Source organism: Leifsonia sp. 22587 (assembly GCF_052044215.1).
GTDB classification, from domain to species: Bacteria; Actinomycetota; Actinomycetes; order Actinomycetales; family Microbacteriaceae; genus Leifsonia; species Leifsonia shinshuensis_C.
This window is the reverse complement of the sequence record NZ_JBQENB010000002.1, coordinates 205,480-222,633: the sequence shown is the minus strand read 5'-3', so window position 1 is coordinate 222,633 and position 17,154 is coordinate 205,480. Positions and strand designations below refer to the sequence as shown.

The window sequence follows — 17,154 nt, the reverse complement described above, 5'->3', positions numbered from 1 at the left end:
GCGCGGATGCCCGCGTCTAGGACTTCTCGTTCTGCCTCTCGAAGGGCACGTACGTGGGTGTCGCGGGACTCGCCTGGATATCCAGCTGCAACGAACTGATGAGCATCTGCGTCCCGAGCATCAGTGGGAGCGCCGCCAGCATCACCGTCGCCGCGGTCGCTACCACCGAGGCGGCGACCTGGAAGCACACCCAGATGGCGACGGCGAGGCCGAACGCGAACAGCACCAGACCCAGCATCAGCAGCAGGGCGATGGGCGAGAAGGACCAGAGCACATAGCGATACCAGATGCGGCGCCAGAAGCCGCGCGTCAGCAGGCTGAGCAGCTCCGGCACGACGCGGCCGAGCTTGATGCTCGACACCTCCTCGCCGTAGACCGCCGGGATCGGCACGTCGACCGCCGGCACCTGCAGGATGTTGAGATGGATGAGGAGGTCGTTCTCGAAGCTGTAGCGCCGCGCGACGTTGTCGAGCGGCACGCGACGGAGGACCTCGGTCCGGATGGCGGTGTAGCCGTTCTGCGGGTCGAACAGGTGCCAGTAGCCCGACGCAAGCTTGGTCAGGAAGGACAGCATGATGTTTCCGAAGATGCGATAGCGTGGCATGCCGCTGAACGACTCGGGCGCGAAGAAGCGGTTCGCCTTGGCGAACCCATAGCCCTCTGTCGTCACATGGTCGAGGAGCGCGGGCAGGTAGTCCGGGTCCATCTGCGCGTCGCCGGCCATGACGACATTCACATCGGCGCCGAGCTCCATCGCCGCGCGGTGGCCGGTGATGATCGCGCCGCCGACGCCCTGGTTCACCTCATGCCGGATGAGCAGCACGCGGTCATCGGAGTTCTGCTGCACCACGGCGCTGGTCGCGTCGGGGCTGTGGTCATCCACGATCACGATGTGGTCGACGAACGACGGCATGGTGTCGATGACCCGCGAGATCATCTTCTCTTCTTTGTAGGCGGGCACCACAGCGGCGATTCGTGCGCCGTTGTACATAGTTCAGTCCTCTCCGGGCTGGGGCCGCGCACCGACTCGGCGCGGCTCCGCGAAAACCCAGTACTTGTACGCGAAGAAGTTCCACACCGTCGTCACCGCCGTCGCGATCACCTTGCCGCCGGCCCAGCTGAGGGCGGACGTGTCCACGAGCGCGACGATCACGGCCGTCGCCACGGTGTTGAACGCGACCAACAGAGTGTACTTGATCAGCGCCTTCCCGTGAGGGACGGTCGAACCGAACGAATACATCCGCTGGATCGTGTAAGTGAAGACGAAGCTCACGACGAAGGCCGTCCCGGCCGCCAGCCAGGTGGGCCAGTCGAAGACCTCGTGGAACAGGGCGAGCAGGCCGAAGTCCACCAGGAAGGCCAGGCCGCCCGCGATGAGGTAGCGGACGAGCGGCTTACGGAAGATCTCCGCCCGGCCGGAGGAAGAACGTCCTTCGGTCCGTGCGCTCATGCCACCGGACTCGGCCGACGGGCGATCACCTGATCGATTACTCGATGCGCCGGGAGGAAGCTGGCACGCTCCCTCGCCGCGTCGACTCTGCCGTCGATGACGTCGAGGAAACGCGCGAACTGGGTGGTCAGCGGCTCCTGCGAGCTCACCAACTCCGGGATCTCGATCACCGTCTGCTGGCGGTAGCCCAGGCCCTCGTCGACGGAGTTTTCCGAGACGTGGTGGTACACCGTGACGTCGCGACGGAGGAGGTCCACCTCGATCAGGCGCTCCCGCTCGTAGATGGACAGCTGGCGAATCTTCCGCTGACCGATCCGGCTGGCGGAGATGTGGGCGAGGGCACCGCCCGGGAACTCGAGGATGGTCTCGGCCACGTCCTCGGCGTCGGCGAGCGACTCCGGGTGGAAGTGCCCGAGGCGCGCTTCGGCGCCCAGCGGAGGAGCGCCGACCAGGCCGATCGCGAGGTCGACATCGTGGACGAGGAGGTCCCAGGCGACGCCGGTGCGGATCCGCGGCGCGTACGGGGAGTGCCGGGCTGCTGTGATGTGCAGCGGGTCCGTCATGATGTCGCGCGCGGTCATGATCGCGGGGTTGTAGCGCTCGAGCAGGCCGCACATGAACGGGAGGTCCCGCTCGTCGGCTAGGGAGATGATCTCCTCGGTCCGGCCGAGACTGTCGGCGACCGGCTTCTCGACGAGAAGGGCGACATCCTGGCGGAGGACAGTCGTGGCGATGTCGTAATGCGCCTCGGTCGCCGCCGCGACGACGACGGCGTCGATGCCTGACAGCTCCGGCAGCTCGGGCCGCCAGGTGGCGCCGAAGCGCTCCGCCATGGCCGCGCCTACCGCTTCGCGCGGGTCGATAAGCAGCGCGAGTTCGGCATCCGGCGACTGGGCGATGACACGGGCGTGGTGGCCGCCCATCGTCCCGGCGCCGACGAGGGCGACCCGCTTGCGGGCGCTCATCGCTGTCCTCCGGCGACCTTCGCGACCGCGTCGACGATGGTCTGGAGGTCGTCGTCGCTGAGCGAGTTGTGCACGGGGAGCGACACGACCTGGCGCGCCACCATCTCGGCGACCGGCGCGTCGCGCTTGATCACGCGCGGGTGGTCGCGGTAGGCGTCGTAGTCCCACAGCAGGCGCGGGTAGTAGACGCCCGCCGAGACGCCCTCCTCGCCGAGTCGCGAGACGAACTCGTCGCGGCCCACGGCCGCGTCGTCCGTGATGCGGATGGTGAACTGGTGCCAGACGTGCGAGCGGCCGGGGAGCTCGCGGGGGACTTCGATGCCCGGCACTACGGACAGTCCCTCGATCAGACGGGCGGCGTTGCGCTTGCGCGCGGCCACGATCGACTCGTAGCGCGCGAGTTGCGGGATGCCGAGCGCCGCCTGCAGGTCGGTGAGGCGGTAGTTGTGCCCGGCGAGCTCGTACACGTAACGGGCGCGCATCCCCTGGTTGCGGAGGACGCGAAGCGTGTCGGCGATCTCGTCGTCGTCGGTCGTGATAAGGCCGCCCTCACCCGTGGTGATGTTCTTGGTCGCGTAGAGCGAGAACGAGCCGAGCCCGTAGCTGCCGGCCGCGCGGCCTTGGTAGGTGGCGCCATGCGATTGGGCGGCATCCTCGAGGATGCGCAGCCCGTGCTGATCCGCCAGGGCGGCGATGGGCTCCATGTCGGCCATCTGGCCGTACAGGTGGACGGGCAGGAGGACCTTTGTCTTGTCGGTGATCGCACCGGCGACCGACTCCGGATCGACGTTGAAGTCGTCGGTGCGGATGTCTGCGAAGGTGGCCGTTGCACCGGTCTCGAGGATCGCGTTGAGGGTGGCGACGAAGGTGAACGGTGAGGTGACGACCTCGTCGCCGGGCCCTAGTCCCAGCGCCTGGAGGGCCGCGACCAGTGCGGTCGTCCCATTGTTCACGGCGATGGCGTGACGAGCTCCGTGCATCTGCGCGAAATGCTCTTCGAGTTGTGCCACCTTCGGCCCCTGGGCGATGGAGCCGGAGCGGAGGACTTCGAGGACTTCACGCTCCTCATCAGGACCGAACTTCACCGTCGTTATGGGAATCATTGAGCCTCGCGGGTATAGTGCAGGGGAGGGATACGGAAACGTGCGATCTCACTTTACATTGTCATTTCCCCTCGATCGGTGTGCATGAGCGGTCAGTCGAATTCCATCCATCCCACGGCCGTGATCAGCGGCGACGTCCGGATGGGCGCCGGCAACACGGTCGGTCCGTTCGCCGTCATCACCGGCCCGGTCCAGATCGGCGACGACAACTGGATCGGCGCGGGGGTGGTCATCGGGGCGCCCCCCGAAGTGCGCTCCTGGGATCATCCCCGCGACACTTCGGCCCTTTCGAGCGGTAACGGCATCCGGATCGGGGACCGGAACGTGGTGCGCGAATACGCCCAGATCCACCAGGGCTGGCACGCGCGGACCACGATCGGCGACGACGCTTTCATCATGAACCAGGTCTACGTCGCTCACGACTGCACGCTCGGCGACGGCGTGACGCTGGCCTCGAGCGTCCTGCTCGCGGGCCACGTTCGCATCGGCGACGGCGCCAACCTCGGGCTCGGGACCTCCGTGCATCAGCGCCGGTTCGTGGGCGGCGGGGCCATGGTCGGCATGGGGTCCGTCGTCACGCGCGACGTACCGCCCTGGGCGAAGGTGTTCGGCAACCCCGCGAAGGTGAGAGGCGCGAACGTGGTGGGCATGAAACGGGCCGGTCTGCCGGGAGAGGTCGTGAGCGCGCTCGTCCCGATCTACTCCGATGGTTTCGACCCGGCGCGGCTGGCCGATGACACCTCCGACGAACTGGCGGTCCTTGTCGAACAATGGCGGAGCGCCACCGCTTCCTAGCCCGCCCCTCGGGACGCTTCGTGGTGCGGCAGGCGCAGGCGCCAGCTCATGCCCTGCGACGCCTTGACGGTGCAGATCACCAGCAGCATCCACCCGGACTCGACCAGGATCGAGCTCTCGAACACGCTGGTGACGAGCAGCGCGACCAGGACGAGCGGCGCCCAGGCGTAGACGACGCTGCGGCGGTTGGAGGCGAGCAGCCACGAGCGGCCGAAGGCCAGGGCGATCAGCGCCACGAAGAGCAGCAGGCCGATGATGCCGACCTGCAGGTAGACGTCGAGGTAGGCGTTCAGACCGTCCGCGTGGTACACGCCGGTCGCCGCCTGGATGGCCGTGAACGGGTAGAGGTCGGTGGGCCAGGAGCCGACCCATCCCCAGCCCACGGTCTGCTGCACCGGGATGAGCTGCCAGATCTGGATCCACAGCTGGTAGCGCACCTGGAAGTCGGCGCGCGCGTTGAGCAGGTCGATGACACGGGTGCGGTAGATGTAGGCGGCGACCAGTGCCGCGACCGTGAGGATGGCGAGCCCCCACTGGAAGTAGGGCCGCTGGTGGGGACGGACCTTGCGCATCAGGTACAGCGCCAGGGTGGCGAGCCCGACGACGACCGACACGGCGGCGATGACGGGGGAGTGCGCGAGCAGGATGCACAGCCCGGCGAGCGTGATGGAGAACGCCGCCACGGGTGGACGGACGGACCGGGTGCGCAGCTCGACCAGGAAGGTGACGAACGCGATGAGCGCGACGATGCTGAGCTGGTTGCGCGAGCCGAACAGTCCCTGGATCGGTCCGCCGAGTGCGATGTTGCCCTGGATGCCGAGGAACTTCATCGGGGCGTCGAGCAGCAGGCCGCTCAGCACCTCCAGGGACAGCGAGAGGGTGAGCAGGAACCGCAACGCGTCGCCGACGACCCGGACGATCTGGATGGCGTCCCGCACCAGCGCGATGTAGACGGCGAGGAAGGCGAAGATCAGCTGGTAGATCACCGCGCCGAACGTCGCCCACTGGTATTGGCTCCACAGCAGCGACAGCGCGCACCAGCCGACGAACAGCAGGGCGGAGATGGGCAGGAGTCCGTGCCATTCGATGAGCCGCCACTGCGCAGCGAACGACAGGGCCGCCAGGGCGACGAGGACGCCGAGCGCCCCGATCAGCCCCGGCCAGCCGATCATGCCCCGGATCGCGTGCGTCGAGAACCCCGTGATCACCGCGAGGAGCGCGAGCGTCGAGGTGAAGCGGGCGGAGCCCAGGAACTCGGTGACCGCGGGCGGCACCAGGGTCCGAGGGGGCGTTGCCATACCAGGAATCCTACGGGGCCGACCCCGCGGCTCTCACTTCGGGGCGGGTGCGGCGCTCCGGCGGCCGAGCGGACGCGTACGCCTGGTCAGTAGCAGGACCGCCCCGATCCCTGCCAGTGCGGCTCCGGTGATCAGGAGCGTCGGGATCTCGGATCCGCTCTCCGCCAGCCGGGTCGTCGGCCCGTCGACGGCCGCCGGCTGGACGGTCGGGGATGGGGCCGGGGCATCGGACGTCCCTGCCCCGCCCGGCTGGACGCCGGTCGCCGGAAACGCCTCGCCGACCGCCTGCTGCAGCCGGGCGGCGAGGAAGGCCGCGCCTGCGGCGTTCGGGTGCATCGCCCCCTCGGCGAGTGCCGGAGGCTGGAGGGACGTCAGGCTGATGCCGTTCAGGTACGGATCGGTCGACCCCGCGCAGGGCGTGTGCGCGTCGGAGTCGGCGAGAACCGAGACGAAGGTCGCGCCGTTGCGGTCGGCGGAGGCGCGCTGCGCCGCGTCGAGCCGTGCGCTCAGCGAGGCGATGAGGGTCCGGTCCGCATCCGTGAACGGGAAGGCGTTCCGCGGAAGCGGCGGCTGACCGGTGCCGAGCGCCGAGCTGAAGCACCCGCCGGCCGGAGTGGCGGCGTCGGTCGGCGCGAGGGCGGGGTAGCCGAGGACGATCACCTTCGCGTTCGGCGCCTTCCGGTGGATGGCCGCGAGCATCGCATCCAGCCCAGGGGCGAGCCCGTCGACCGCGGCGGCGAGCTGCGACCCGAGTTTCACGGCGCAGCTGGGCGACGCCGGATCTTGCAGGAGCGGACCGGACGGGCCCAGCGCCGCACACGAGGCAAGCACCGTCGAGAAGCCCGCGTCATTGCCCCCGATGGACACCGTGACGAGCGCCGTATCGGCGGTGACCGCATCCAGCTGGGCCCGCACCGTGGCGCCCGGCACCGTCTGCGGCGTCGAGGTGACATTCGCGATCGTCGCCCCGGTGCAGCTGACGTCGGTCAGTGAGAGCCCGTAGGTGCTCGCCACCCGGTGCGCGATGCTGTCGGACGACTGAAGGCAGCCCGGGGCCGGCGAGGCGGCGTACGGCGGAAGCCCGTACCCGGAGACGAACGAGTCCCCGAGCGCGACGTAGCGTGCACCCGCCAGCTGCTCGGCGGTCGTCGCGGCGCTCGCCGCCGGTCCGGTCGCGGTGAGCGCGACCAGCGCACCCGCGATCGCAGCAGCGGCGGCCGCGGCCGCCCGTCCCCATCGCATCGACATCGTCTCGTCTCCCTCCGGTGCCGCCGACGGCGGCCTTCACAGGGGTAGACGAGGATGTCCAGCGGATCGTGACGCGCGTCAGCCCCCGCGCTTCGTCGACACCGCCAGCGCGACGAGCAGCGCCCATCCGCCCTCGATCAGGATGCGGCTCTCGGCGAAGCTCTGCGCGATCAGGGCCGCGAGCAGCAGCAGGGGCAGCAGGGCCGTCGCGGTGTACGGCGCGTCGTCCGCGATCCCGGTGCGCGGGCGGTCGACCGCCAGGAACCAGGAGCGCCCGAACGTCGTGAGCACCAGGAGGATGAAGACCACCAGGCCGACGATGCCGAGCTGCAGCCAGACGTCCAGCCAGGCGTTGTGCGCCTGCAGGTATTCGACGCCGTTGCGGGTCGCGAGGCCCTCGAAGGGCTTCACCCACGGCGCCCAGTAGCTGACCCAGCCCCAGCCGAACACCGGGCGCTGCTGGGCGAGCCCGATCACGGCGTGCCAGATGTCCAGCCGGCCGGTCAGGTCCTCGCTCTTTCCGAACAGGGCGGGGATGCGCGAGGCGAACACGGAGATGAGCACGACCCCCGCGATCAACAGGGCGAAGGCCGTGACGTACACCGGCGTCCGGCGCGCGGGCCCCACACGCCGCGCCCACAGGGCGAAGGCGAGCACCACGGCGACCGCCAGCGTGGCCGCGATCACGGTCGCGGAGCGCGTGAGCGCCAGCGTCAGCACCGCGACGACCAGCCAGCTGGCCGCCGATCCGCGGCGCACCGCCCTGTCCGCGAGCTGGATGCCGAACACGACGATCGCCAGGAGCGCGATCATCGCGAGCAGGTTGGAGTTGCCGACGATCCCCTGGATCGGACCGCCGTGGAACAGCAGGTCACGGCTCCAGAAGAACGCCTGCGGCACCTTCCCCGGCGGCGCGGGCTGCACGGGTGTCAGCGGCAGCACCGGCTGCCGGACGAAGACGGCGACGACGAGCTCGAACAGCAGCGAGAGGCCGAGGATCCACCGGAAGGCGTTGCCGAGGGCGCTCAGCAGCCCCCGCATCCCGAGGCGAAGCCCCAGGAACAGCCCGGCGATCGTGGTCGCGAGCTGGGCGACGACGCCGAGCGCGCTCGCTCCCGGGTAGGCCGACCACGCGATCGACACGATCGCCAGGGCGAGGAAGACCAGCAGTGTCTTCGGCGTCGTCCGCCAGCGGAACCGCGGACGCGCGCGCACCAGCACGACGGCGACCACCACGGCCAGAACACCGGCCAGTGCGAAGTACCCGGGCCAGCTGATCAGGTCGCGCCAGAACTCGCCCGCGAACAGCGTGAACAGCACCACCGCCGCGAGCACCGCTTCGCCGGTCCCGCTCGCCGAACGGGCGGTGCGGATGCGCTCGTCCAGCGCGGAGGGCCTCGTCACTCCCGCAGAATAGCTCACGCGTTCGGCATGGCGACGAAGAGGGTCCCCTGACCCGAGCCGACCGAGAGCGTCCGCTCGTCCCCGGTGATCAGGGCCGCTTCGCCGCGGGCGAGGCGCAGCGCTCCGGTCTCGCCGGCGAGTTCGAGGTCGCCCTCGGTGCACAGGGCGATGGCGGTGCCGGTGAGGGCTACCTCGGCAGAGGTGACGGCGGCGTCGAGGCGCACCACGTCGAGGCGGAAGTCCGGCACGTCCGGGCGGAACTCCGCGACCCCGGCGGCCGGGTGACCCGCCGCCAGCGGCGTCGCGCGGATCGGGGAGAAGTCCAGCACCGAGACCAGCTCCGGTACGTCGATCCGCTTGCGCGTGAGGCCGCCGCGCAGCACGTTGTCGGAGGCGGCCATCAGTTCGATGCCGAGACCCCGCAGGTAGGCGTGGATGTTGCCGGCGGGCAGGTACAGCACCTCGCCGGGGCGCAGGGTCGCGCGGTTGAGCAGCAGGGCCAGCACGATGCCGGGGTCGCCCGGGAAGGCCTCGTCGAGCATCCGCACGGTGTCGGCGTCCCGGTCGTCGGGCAGCTCGCGCGCCGCGGCGACCACTTCGGCCACCAGGAGGTCGACGTCGGTGTCGCCGCCGAGCAGCCACTCGGTCGCACGGCGGAGCACGGCCCCCGGCTCGCCGTCCAGGGTGCGGGCGAAGCCGGCCAGCACCGCGCCGCCGCGGCTCGCGGAGGCGAGCCGCTCGAACGCCGCCCGGCTCTCGGCCGGGTCGCGGAAGCCGCACAGCGCCTCGAACGGGTCGCTCAGCGCGTAGATCAGTTCGGGCTTGTGGAACGGGTCCTTGTAGTTGCGGTCGGGCGAGTCCGGCGCCAGCCCGAGGGCGTTCTCGCGCTCGAACCCCGCGCGCGCCTGCTCGGGCGAGGGATGCGCCTGCAACGACAGCGGCCCGTCCGCTGCGAGCACCTTCAGCAGGTAGGGGAGTTCCGCGGTGCGCTCCCACGCGGCCAGGTCCTCCGCGCCGCCGGTCAGCGCCGGGTCGAGCACGCGGGCGGGGGAGCCGGGATGCGCGCCCAGCCACAGCTCCGCCTCCGGACCGCCGCTCGGCTCGGTGCCGAGCAGGCCGGCGATCGCCGTCTCGGAGCCCCAGGCGTAGTCCCGCGGAGTGTTGCCGATGCGCACAAACATGCGTCCTCATCCCTTTCGTCGCGTTGGACCAAACTACCAATCGCTTTGTCCGCCCCCGTCCGGGTCTCTAGGCTGACGGCGGCCCGACCATCCCGCGGACGCACTGGAGCGAACATGCCCTTCGAGACCATCGCCGGAGACTTCTACGGCTTCGAGAACCTGCTGACCGACCGCGAGAAGGAGTTCATCGCGAACCTCCGCGCGCAGCTCGAGTCGGAGGTCAAGCCGATCGTCAACGAGTACTGGGAGAAGGCGGAGTTCCCGCACCAGATCATCGACGTGCTGCACCGCAACGGCGCGATCGGGCTGGGCTTCCCGGAGACCGCCCCGTTCGAGAACTCGGCCGTGTTCCGCGGCTGGGTGGCGCTGGAGCTGGCGCGCGTGGACGCATCCGTCAGCACCTACGTCGGCGTGCAGAACGGCCTCGCGCTCGGCGCGATCGGGGTGTGCGGCTCCGACGAGCAGCGTGCCGAGTGGCTGCCGAAGCTGGCGAGCGGCGAGGTGCTCGGCGCCTTCGGCCTCACCGAGCCCACCTCCGGCTCCGACTCCGCGCAGGGCCTCAAGACGGTGGCGACGCGCGACGGCGACAACTGGGTCCTGAACGGCTCGAAGCGCTGGATCGGCAACGCCACCTTCAGCGACATCACCGTCATCTGGGCCAAGAGCGCCGAGGACGGCCAGGTGAAGGGCTTCATCGTCCCGACCTCCACCCCGGGCTACACGGCGACCAAGATCGAGGGCAAGCAGTCGCTCCGGATCGTGCAGAACGCCGACATCACCCTCGAGGACGTCGTGGTGCCCGAGTCGCTGCGCCTCCAGAACGCGAACAGCTTCAAGGACACGGCGCGCGTCCTCCGGCTCACCCGCGCGGAGGTCGCCTGGGCGGCGGTCGGCGTCGCGGTGGGTGCGTACGAGGCGGCTCTGCGCTACACGAAGGAGCGCGTGCAGTTCGGCAAGCCGATCGCGGCGCACCAGCTGATCCAGGACCTCCTGGTCAAGTCGATCGGCAACATCACGGCCTCCATCGGGCTCTGCACCCGCGTCTCGCAGATGCTGGACGACGGCGAGCAGCGCGACGAGCACTCGGCCCTCGCGAAGGCGTTCGCGACGGCGCGGATGCGCGAGACGGTCGCGTGGTGCCGCGAGGCCCTGGGTGGCAACGGCATCGTGCTCGACTACGACGTCGCCCGGTTCTTCGCCGACGCCGAGGCCCTGTACTCCTACGAGGGCACGCGCGAGATGAACACCCTCATCGTCGGCCGCGCGATCACCGGCCAGGCGGCGTTCGTCTGAGGCCTCATGCCTGACGACGATCGGAGGCGGTTCGCGCGGTCCCGGTAGGGTTGCCCTGACCGTGATGTCGAACGAGCAGGAGGACCGCCCGTGGCGTGGTTGGTGACCGGAGGCGCAGGCTACATCGGAGCGCACGTCGTGCGGGCGTTCCGCCAGGAGGGCATCGACGTGGTCGTCGTCGACGACCTGTCGAGCGGTCACGAGGAGTTCGTGCCGGCCGACGTGCCGTTCTACCGCGGCACCATCCTCGACGGCGAGCTGCTGGAGCGCATCTTCGCCGAGAACCGGGTCACCGGGGTCGTCCACGTCGCCGGCTTCAAGTACGCCGGAGTGTCCGTTCAGCGGCCGCTGCACACCTACGAGCAGAACGTCACGGCGACCGCCGTGCTGCTGGCGGCGATGCAGGAGGCCGGTGTGGATGCGGTGGTCTTCAGCTCCTCGGCCGCGGTCTACGGCACGCCCGACGTCGACATCGTCACCGAGTCGACCCCGAAGAACCCCGAGTCGCCGTACGGCGAGTCCAAGCTGATCGGCGAGTGGCTGCTGCGCGACCAGGGCGTCGCGGCAGGACTCCGTCACACGTCGCTCCGGTACTTCAACGTGGTGGGCTCCGGCGACCCGAGCCTGCGCGACACCAGCCCGCACAACCTCTTCCCGCTCGTCTTCGACGCGCTCGCCGAAGGGCGCACGCCCCGGATCAACGGGGACGACTACCCGACCCCGGACGGCACGTGCGTCCGCGACTACATCCACGTCGCCGACCTCGCCGTCTCGCACGTCGCCGCGGCCAAGCGCCTGGACGCCGGGGAGCCGATCGAGCCCGTCTACAACCTCGGCAGCGGCGACGGCGTCTCCGTCGGCCAGATCATGTCGACGGTCGCCGAGGTGACCGGAATCCCCTTCACCCCAGAAGTGGGGCCTCGACGCCCGGGCGATCCGGCGAGGATCGTGGCTTCGGGAGAGCTCGCAGCGCGCGATCTCGACTGGAAGATGCGGCACACGCTCGACGAGATGGTGCGCAGCGCCTGGGAAGCACGCCAGGCGGCGTCCTGAGACACCGGTCCGTCGGGTCGGCCCCACCGGGCGTGTCGCGATTGTTGTCGTTCACCGGCGCGTCGCGAACTCTCGACCAGCGGTCAAGGCTTTACGATTCGCGACTTGACGGAAGCGAATGACAACGGTGTAATTAGTGGCACACGGGAATCTCGTGTTTCAGCAGTCCATGGGTGGGGAGACCGATATGCCAGTTCCCGAATATCGTTCCGGGGTACCCGACGACTGGTTCATCGATCCGGTCCGGCTCGGCGTCCCGGGTGTCCGGTCGGCGGAGGTCGAGGACGACAACCCGCTCGCCTGGCAGACCGACGCCCTCTGCGCCCAGACCGACCCGGAGGCCTTCTTCCCGGAGAAGGGCGGATCGACCCGCGACGCGAAGCGCATCTGCACCTCGTGCGAGGTGCGGTCCCAGTGCCTCGAGTACGCGCTCGCCAATGACGAGCGGTTCGGGATCTGGGGCGGCCTCTCCGAGCGCGAGCGCCGCAAGCTCCGCAAGCGCGCCGGCTGACCGCCGCCACGCCCTCGGCGAATCCGCGCCGCGCCCGGCCCAAAGAAGGGATCGGCGCGACCCCGACCTAGGCTGACTGGCGATGTATCCGAGAGTCACCGCCATCGTCGTCGCCCAGAGCGGCGGCCCCCGCCTGCAGCGCACTCTCGACGCCCTCGCGGAGCAGACCCGTCGACCGGACGCCGTGATCGCCGTCGACTGTGCGTCCTCCGACGACGCCGCCCGGCTGCTGTCCGAGTCCCACCCCACCCAGCTGCTCTCCCTCCCCGAGAAGCTGGCCTTCGGTGCCTCCGTCGCCGCGGCCGTCCGCGTCCTTCCCCCCACCTCCGGTCCCGACGAGCTGCTGTGGCTGCTCGCCCAGGACACCGCTCCCGAGCCTCAGGCCCTGGAGGCGCTGCTGGCCGCCCTCGAGGTGTCGCCGTCCGTCGCGGTCGTCGGTCCGAAGCTCGTCGACTGGGACGACCCCGCGTTCATCCGCGAGTTCGGCGAGGCGATGACGCCGTTCGGCGCCTCCCTCCCACTGGTCGAGAACGAGCTCGACCAGGCGCAGCACGACGGCCTCAGCGACGTGCTCGCGGTGTCCAGCGCCGGCATGCTCGTGCGCCAGGCGCTGTGGGAGCGGCTCGACGGCTTCGACCCGGCCCTCCCGACCATCGACGACGGCCTCGACTTCTGCACCCGGGCCCGTCTCGCGGGCTTCCGCGTCACGCTCGTGGCGCAGGCGCGCGTCGCCCTCGGCGGCGACGGCCTCGCCGGGCCCAACCTGTCCCCGAAGTGGACGGTCCGCCGGCGTCTGTCGGGGGAGCGTCGCCGCGCGCAGCTGCATCGCCGCATGGTCTACGCGCCGGGCTGGGCGGTGCCGCTGCACTGGCTGACTCTGGTGCCGCTCGCCATCCTGCGCGGGCTCGTGCGGCTGCTGCGCAAGGAGCCCGGATCGATCGGGGGAGAGCTGGGCGCGGCCTTCCGCGTCGCGTTCTCCGGCATGGCGGTGGGCAACGCCCGGCGCCGGCTGGCATCGGCCCGCGAGGTCGGCTGGGCGGCGGTCGCGCCGCTGCGCATCCCCTTCGCCGAGGTGCGGCGCGCCCGCGCGCTGAAACGCGAGGCGGCCGTGGTGCGCCAGCAGGGCGAGCGCCAGGACCTCGACTTCTTCGGCACCGGGGGCGGGTGGGCGGTTCTCGCCGCCCTGCTGGTCGGGCTGGCGCTGTTCTTCCCGCTGATCGGTTCCGGCGCTCTTAGCGGCGGCGGTCTGCTTCCGCTCGACTCGTCGGTCGGCCAGCTGTGGGCGAACCTCGGCTACGGCTGGCGGGATGTGAACCTCGGCTTCACCGGAGCCGCCGACCCGTTCTCGGCCGTGCTGGCCGTGCTCGGCACGCTGACCTTCTGGCAGCCGTCGCTGTCCCTGGTGCTGCTCTGGGTGCTGGCGCTCCCGCTCGCCGCACTCGGCGCCTGGCTGGCGGCCGCGCGGCTGACGGCACGCGGGACGCTGCGCGCCTTCGGCGCCCTGGCGTACGCGCTCGCGCCGACCATCCTGGTCGCGCTGCAGGGCGGGCGTCCGGCCGCCGTGCTGGCGCACATCCTGCTGCCGTGGCTGTTCTTCGCCGGCCTCGCGGCGCGCCGGTCGTGGGCGGCCAGCGCCACCACGGCCCTGCTCGCGGCGGCGACCGTCGCCTGCGCGCCCATCCTGATCCCCGCGCTCGTCGTCGTCTGGATCGCGGCGATCGCGTTCGCCGGCCGCCGTGCCGCGCGCATCGTGTTCCTGCCGCTGCCCGCGGTCGTACTGTTCGCGCCTCTGGTGTGGCAGCAGGCGGCGCGCGGCGCGTGGCTGTCCATCCTGGCGGACCCCGGGGTGCCGCTGGATGCGCGGCAGACCCCGGCCTGGCAGCTCGCGCTGGGCTTCCCCGACGGCACCCTCGGCGGCTGGCATCAGCTCGCCACGGCGCTCTCGCTGCCGACGGCCTCGGCGAACATCCTCGTCCCCATCCTGCTCGCGCCGCTGGGCGTTCTGGCCATCCTCGCGCTGTTCCTGCGCGGCACGGTCCGCGCCATCGTCGCTCTGCTCGTCGCACTCGCCGGCTTCACCACCGCCGTGCTCGCGCTGCACCTCCAGCTCGCCGTCTCCGGCGGCACGGTCGTTCCGATCTGGCCGGGGAGCGCGGTGAGCCTGTACTGGCTGGGGCTGATCGGCGCCGCCGTGCTGGCGCTCTCGGCGATCGGGCGCGCCGCCGTGTACCCGGCCTGGGCGGCCATCGTGACGCTGGCCATCGCGGCCGTCCCGGTGGGGATCGCCACGCTGAACGGGCACGCCGCGGTCGCGGAGAGCGACGGACGCACCCTGCCGGCCGTGGTGACCGCCAAGGCGGCGACGCAGCCGCGCACCGGCACGCTGCGCATCATCCCGGAGCCCGGCGGCGGCATCCGCGCCGACGTCCTGCGCGGCAGCGGAGAGACGCTCGACCAGCAGTCGACGCTCGCGGACACCTCCCGGGCGCTCACCCCGGGCCAGCGCGACCTCGCCGAGCTCGCCGGCAACCTGTCGTCGCGGAGCGGCTACGATGCGTCCGCGCAGCTCAAGCAGCTCGGCATCGACTTCGTCCTCCTCACGCCGTCCGCGACCGCTCTCGGGTCGACCGACACGTCGGCGGCCGACGCCACACGCTCGCGGGCGGAGGTCGCGATGGATGCGAACCCGCTGCTGGCACCGGTCGGTGCGACGGGCACCGGACGGCTGTGGGCGTTCGACCGCGCGACGGCCGACGTCCCGCCTGCCGCGCGCGTCCCCGCCGACGCGGGCGACCCGTGGCGCGTGCTCGTGCTGGTGCTGCAGGGCCTGGTGATCGGCGTGACGCTGCTCATGGCCATCCCCACGACGCGCTCGGCAGATCGCGTCTCCGAGCTGTCGGCGCGGCGCCCCCGCGGGCGCGGCGACGAGCGCGCCGTCGAGCCGGACGATGCGCCCGAGACGCCCGAGGGCGCGGGCGACGGCGTCGCCGACGAGAGCCTGGACGAGTACGAGGCCGAACCCGCCGACGAGGCGGTCGTGGAGTCCGCCGAGGAGGACGAGCTGCGGGAGACCGCGGAGGAGCCCGTCCCGGAGGCGGAGGAGACGGACGAGGCCGAGCCGGAGCCGACGACCGAACCGGAGGCGCCGCGCGAGCAGGAGGCGGTGCGCGAGCCGGAGGCAGCGCGCGAGCCGGAGCCTGAGCCGGCCCCCGAGCCCGAGCCCGAGCTCACGCGCGAGCCCGAGCTCCCCGCCGAGGAGACCGACGGCGACCGCTTCGACGACCGCGAGCACGAGCGCGTGACGACACCGCCCGGTCCCACGACGCTCGAGGACGGCCTCGAGGAGACCATCATCCGACCCCGACGCAGCTTCGAAGGAGGCGACCGTGCCTGACCGCAAGGGACTCGCCCGCATCGGCATCCGCGCCGCCGGCGGCCTGGTCGGAGTCGCGGTCGCGGTCGTCGCCATCGGCGGCGCCACGCTGCTGCCGCTGCCGGACTTCGCGATCGGCGCGCCCTCGCAGACGGTCACCCCGGTGCCGGCCGACCAGCAGCGCGTCTGCCCCGGCCCGCTCCTCCAGCTCGCGGCCGACGCCGGCGCGGCCACCCGGCCGAGCTCGGTCGGCGCGCCCACCACCACGACGGGCTCCACCGGCGCCGAGGTGCGCACGCACACGCTGAAGGCCGACACCGACTCCGAGTCCGCCGACGAGGCGCCGCTCCTGGCCACCGTCTCGACCCCGCCGGGCGCGAGCGCCGCACCGCTGATCGCGGGCGCTCAGCTGCAGAACGCCGCCGCGCAGGACCTCGCCGGCCTCGCCGCCGCGTCGTGCGCCGAACCGAGCGCCGACACCTGGCTCGCCGCCGGCTCCACCGCCCTCGGGCAGACCAGCCTGGTGCTGCTCGCGAACCCCAGCGCGGTCGACGCGACGGTCGATCTCGCGATCTTCAGCGAGTCCGGCCCCGTGAGCGCTCCCGGAGCGACGGGGATCGTCGTCCCCGCCGGAGCGCAGAAGGTGGTCCCCCTGGCCGGCCTCGCGCCGTCCGCCGCCGCGCCCGTCGTGCACGTGACGACCTCGGGCGGCGAAGTGGTCGCGTCGCTCCAGCAGAGCTACGAGCAGGGCATCCAGCCCCGCGGCGCCGAGATGGCCGGCGCCACCGGCGCTCCCGGGCGTCAGCAGATCATCCCCGGCGTGACCATCGCATCCATGAGCGCCGTGCAGGGCGCGCAGTCCGCGGAGGGCGTCGGCGTCGACTTCCCGGTCGTCCGCATCCTCGTGCCCGGCGACAAGGACGCCCAGGTGACCGTCGGCGCGGTCGGGGAGACCGGCACCGCGGCGGGCAACTCCTACGCCACCACGGTGAAGGCCGGAACGGTGGCCGAGGTGCCGCTCAACGACCTGAAGGACGGCAGCTACACCGTCACGGTGAACTCCAGCGTGCCCGTGGTCGCCTCGGCCCGGACGTCCGTGATCGGCTCCAAGACGCGCGACTTCGCCTGGTTCTCGTCGGCCCAGCCCCTGCTGAAGCAGGCCCTGACCAGTGTCCCGGGCGGGTACACGCCGACCCTCCACGTCGCGAACCCGGGCGAGGCCGACCGCACCGTCACGGTGCAGAGCGTCGCGGCAGGGAGCAAGGCGTTCACCCTGACCGTGCCCGCCGAGGGCGGCGCGGGCGCGAACCTGAAGCCCGGGACGTACGTCGTCACGGGTGCGGACGGCCTGACGGCGAGCATCAGCTACGCGGCCGACGGCCGAACCTCGAGCTTCGCGCTCGCCCCGCCCGGCCCGCTCGCCGCACCCATCACGGTCTACCCGAACTAGCCGCCGCTCCGGCTGAGCCGCTGCGGGCTG

At 71.5% G+C, this 17,154-nt stretch carries 14 protein-coding genes; 6 read left to right on the top strand and 8 right to left on the bottom strand.

Features of this window, described 5'->3' with window-relative positions; translation table 11 throughout:
* Window positions 1–16: 16 nt before the first annotated feature.
* The 4 genes from ACTJI1_RS09055 to ACTJI1_RS09040 are packed head-to-tail and all read right to left on the bottom strand — an operon-like array spanning window position 17 to window position 3,500.
* Window positions 17–991: a glycosyltransferase family 2 protein gene (locus tag ACTJI1_RS09055; RefSeq protein WP_440742366.1), complete on the bottom strand. Its 975-nt coding sequence runs from the start codon at window positions 989–991 to the stop codon at window positions 17–19.
* Between the two features lie 3 nt (window positions 992–994).
* Window positions 995–1,450, bottom strand: a complete 456-nt coding sequence (locus ACTJI1_RS09050; RefSeq protein ID WP_440742365.1) for a GtrA family protein — start codon at window positions 1,448–1,450, stop codon at window positions 995–997.
* Window positions 1,447–2,415 (bottom strand): Gfo/Idh/MocA family protein, encoded by a 969-nt coding sequence (locus tag ACTJI1_RS09045; RefSeq protein ID WP_440742364.1) that lies wholly within the window; start codon window positions 2,413–2,415, stop codon window positions 1,447–1,449. Before ACTJI1_RS09045 ends, ACTJI1_RS09050 begins: the two co-directional genes overlap by 4 nt.
* Window positions 2,412–3,500 (bottom strand): DegT/DnrJ/EryC1/StrS family aminotransferase, encoded by a 1,089-nt coding sequence (locus tag ACTJI1_RS09040; protein WP_440742363.1) that lies wholly within the window; start codon window positions 3,498–3,500, stop codon window positions 2,412–2,414. Before ACTJI1_RS09040 ends, ACTJI1_RS09045 begins: the two co-directional genes overlap by 4 nt.
* A gap of 159 nt (window positions 3,501–3,659) precedes the next feature.
* Between ACTJI1_RS09040 and ACTJI1_RS09035 the strand changes: the two genes are divergently transcribed.
* Window positions 3,660–4,313 (top strand): acyl-ACP--UDP-N- acetylglucosamine O-acyltransferase, encoded by a 654-nt coding sequence (locus ACTJI1_RS09035; RefSeq protein WP_440742362.1) that lies wholly within the window; start codon window positions 3,660–3,662, stop codon window positions 4,311–4,313.
* Here ACTJI1_RS09035 and ACTJI1_RS09030 read toward each other — a convergent pair.
* The 4 genes from ACTJI1_RS09030 to manA form a co-directional block, all read right to left on the bottom strand.
* The gene (locus tag ACTJI1_RS09030; protein WP_440742361.1) at window positions 4,310–5,611 is read right to left on the bottom strand and encodes an O-antigen ligase family protein; all 1,302 of its coding nucleotides are present in this window, start codon (window positions 5,609–5,611) and stop codon (window positions 4,310–4,312) included. The genes ACTJI1_RS09035 and ACTJI1_RS09030 overlap by 4 nt on opposite strands.
* A 33-nt stretch (window positions 5,612–5,644) precedes the next feature.
* Window positions 5,645–6,853: an SGNH/GDSL hydrolase family protein gene (locus ACTJI1_RS09025; RefSeq protein WP_440742360.1), complete on the bottom strand. Its 1,209-nt coding sequence runs from the start codon at window positions 6,851–6,853 to the stop codon at window positions 5,645–5,647.
* An 84-nt stretch (window positions 6,854–6,937) separates the two neighbouring features.
* The gene (locus tag ACTJI1_RS09020; protein WP_440742359.1) at window positions 6,938–8,263 is read right to left on the bottom strand and encodes an O-antigen ligase family protein; all 1,326 of its coding nucleotides are present in this window, start codon (window positions 8,261–8,263) and stop codon (window positions 6,938–6,940) included.
* 14 nt (window positions 8,264–8,277) lie between these two features.
* Window positions 8,278–9,444: a mannose-6-phosphate isomerase, class I gene (gene manA, locus ACTJI1_RS09015; RefSeq protein WP_440742358.1), complete on the bottom strand. Its 1,167-nt coding sequence runs from the start codon at window positions 9,442–9,444 to the stop codon at window positions 8,278–8,280.
* 114 nt (window positions 9,445–9,558) lie between these two features.
* Between manA and ACTJI1_RS09010 the strand changes: the two genes are divergently transcribed.
* The 5 genes from ACTJI1_RS09010 (at window position 9,559) to ACTJI1_RS08990 (ending at window position 17,124) form a co-directional block, all read left to right on the top strand.
* Complete coding sequence (locus tag ACTJI1_RS09010) at window positions 9,559–10,737, top strand: acyl-CoA dehydrogenase family protein (protein WP_440742357.1); 1,179 nt, start codon at window positions 9,559–9,561, stop codon at window positions 10,735–10,737.
* A 90-nt stretch (window positions 10,738–10,827) separates the two neighbouring features.
* Window positions 10,828–11,790, top strand: a complete 963-nt coding sequence (galE, locus tag ACTJI1_RS09005) for a UDP-glucose 4-epimerase GalE (protein ID WP_440742356.1) — start codon at window positions 10,828–10,830, stop codon at window positions 11,788–11,790.
* Between the two features lie 187 nt (window positions 11,791–11,977).
* Window positions 11,978–12,301, top strand: a complete 324-nt coding sequence (locus ACTJI1_RS09000; protein ID WP_310134702.1) for a WhiB family transcriptional regulator — start codon at window positions 11,978–11,980, stop codon at window positions 12,299–12,301.
* 82 nt (window positions 12,302–12,383) lie between these two features.
* The gene (locus tag ACTJI1_RS08995) at window positions 12,384–15,695 is read left to right on the top strand and encodes a glycosyltransferase (RefSeq protein WP_440742355.1); all 3,312 of its coding nucleotides are present in this window, start codon (window positions 12,384–12,386) and stop codon (window positions 15,693–15,695) included.
* Entirely contained in the window at window positions 15,688–17,124 is a 1,437-nt protein-coding gene (locus tag ACTJI1_RS08990; RefSeq protein WP_440742354.1) for a DUF5719 family protein, read from the top strand. Before ACTJI1_RS08995 ends, ACTJI1_RS08990 begins: the two co-directional genes overlap by 8 nt.
* Window positions 17,125–17,154 lie beyond the last annotated feature (30 nt).

Excerpts from the sequence above, each read along its gene's own strand:
- ACTJI1_RS09045 (WP_440742364.1), bottom strand. The coding sequence starts at position 2,415 with ATGAGCGCCCGCAAGCGGGTCGCCCTCGTCGGCGCCGGGACGATGGGC.
- manA (WP_440742358.1), bottom strand. The coding sequence starts at position 9,444 with ATGTTTGTGCGCATCGGCAACACTCCGCGGGACTACGCCTGGGGCTCC.
- ACTJI1_RS08995 (WP_440742355.1), top strand. The coding sequence starts at position 12,384 with ATGTATCCGAGAGTCACCGCCATCGTCGTCGCCCAGAGCGGCGGCCCC.
- ACTJI1_RS09055 (WP_440742366.1), bottom strand. The coding sequence starts at position 991 with ATGTACAACGGCGCACGAATCGCCGCTGTGGTGCCCGCCTACAAAGAA.
- ACTJI1_RS09010 (WP_440742357.1), top strand. The coding sequence starts at position 9,559 with ATGCCCTTCGAGACCATCGCCGGAGACTTCTACGGCTTCGAGAACCTG.
- ACTJI1_RS09050 (WP_440742365.1), bottom strand. The coding sequence starts at position 1,450 with ATGAGCGCACGGACCGAAGGACGTTCTTCCTCCGGCCGGGCGGAGATC.
- ACTJI1_RS09035 (WP_440742362.1), top strand. The coding sequence starts at position 3,660 with ATGGGCGCCGGCAACACGGTCGGTCCGTTCGCCGTCATCACCGGCCCG.
- ACTJI1_RS09000 (WP_310134702.1), top strand. The coding sequence starts at position 11,978 with ATGCCAGTTCCCGAATATCGTTCCGGGGTACCCGACGACTGGTTCATC.
- ACTJI1_RS09030 (WP_440742361.1), bottom strand. The coding sequence starts at position 5,611 with ATGGCAACGCCCCCTCGGACCCTGGTGCCGCCCGCGGTCACCGAGTTC.
- ACTJI1_RS09025 (WP_440742360.1), bottom strand. The coding sequence starts at position 6,853 with ATGCGATGGGGACGGGCGGCCGCGGCCGCCGCTGCTGCGATCGCGGGT.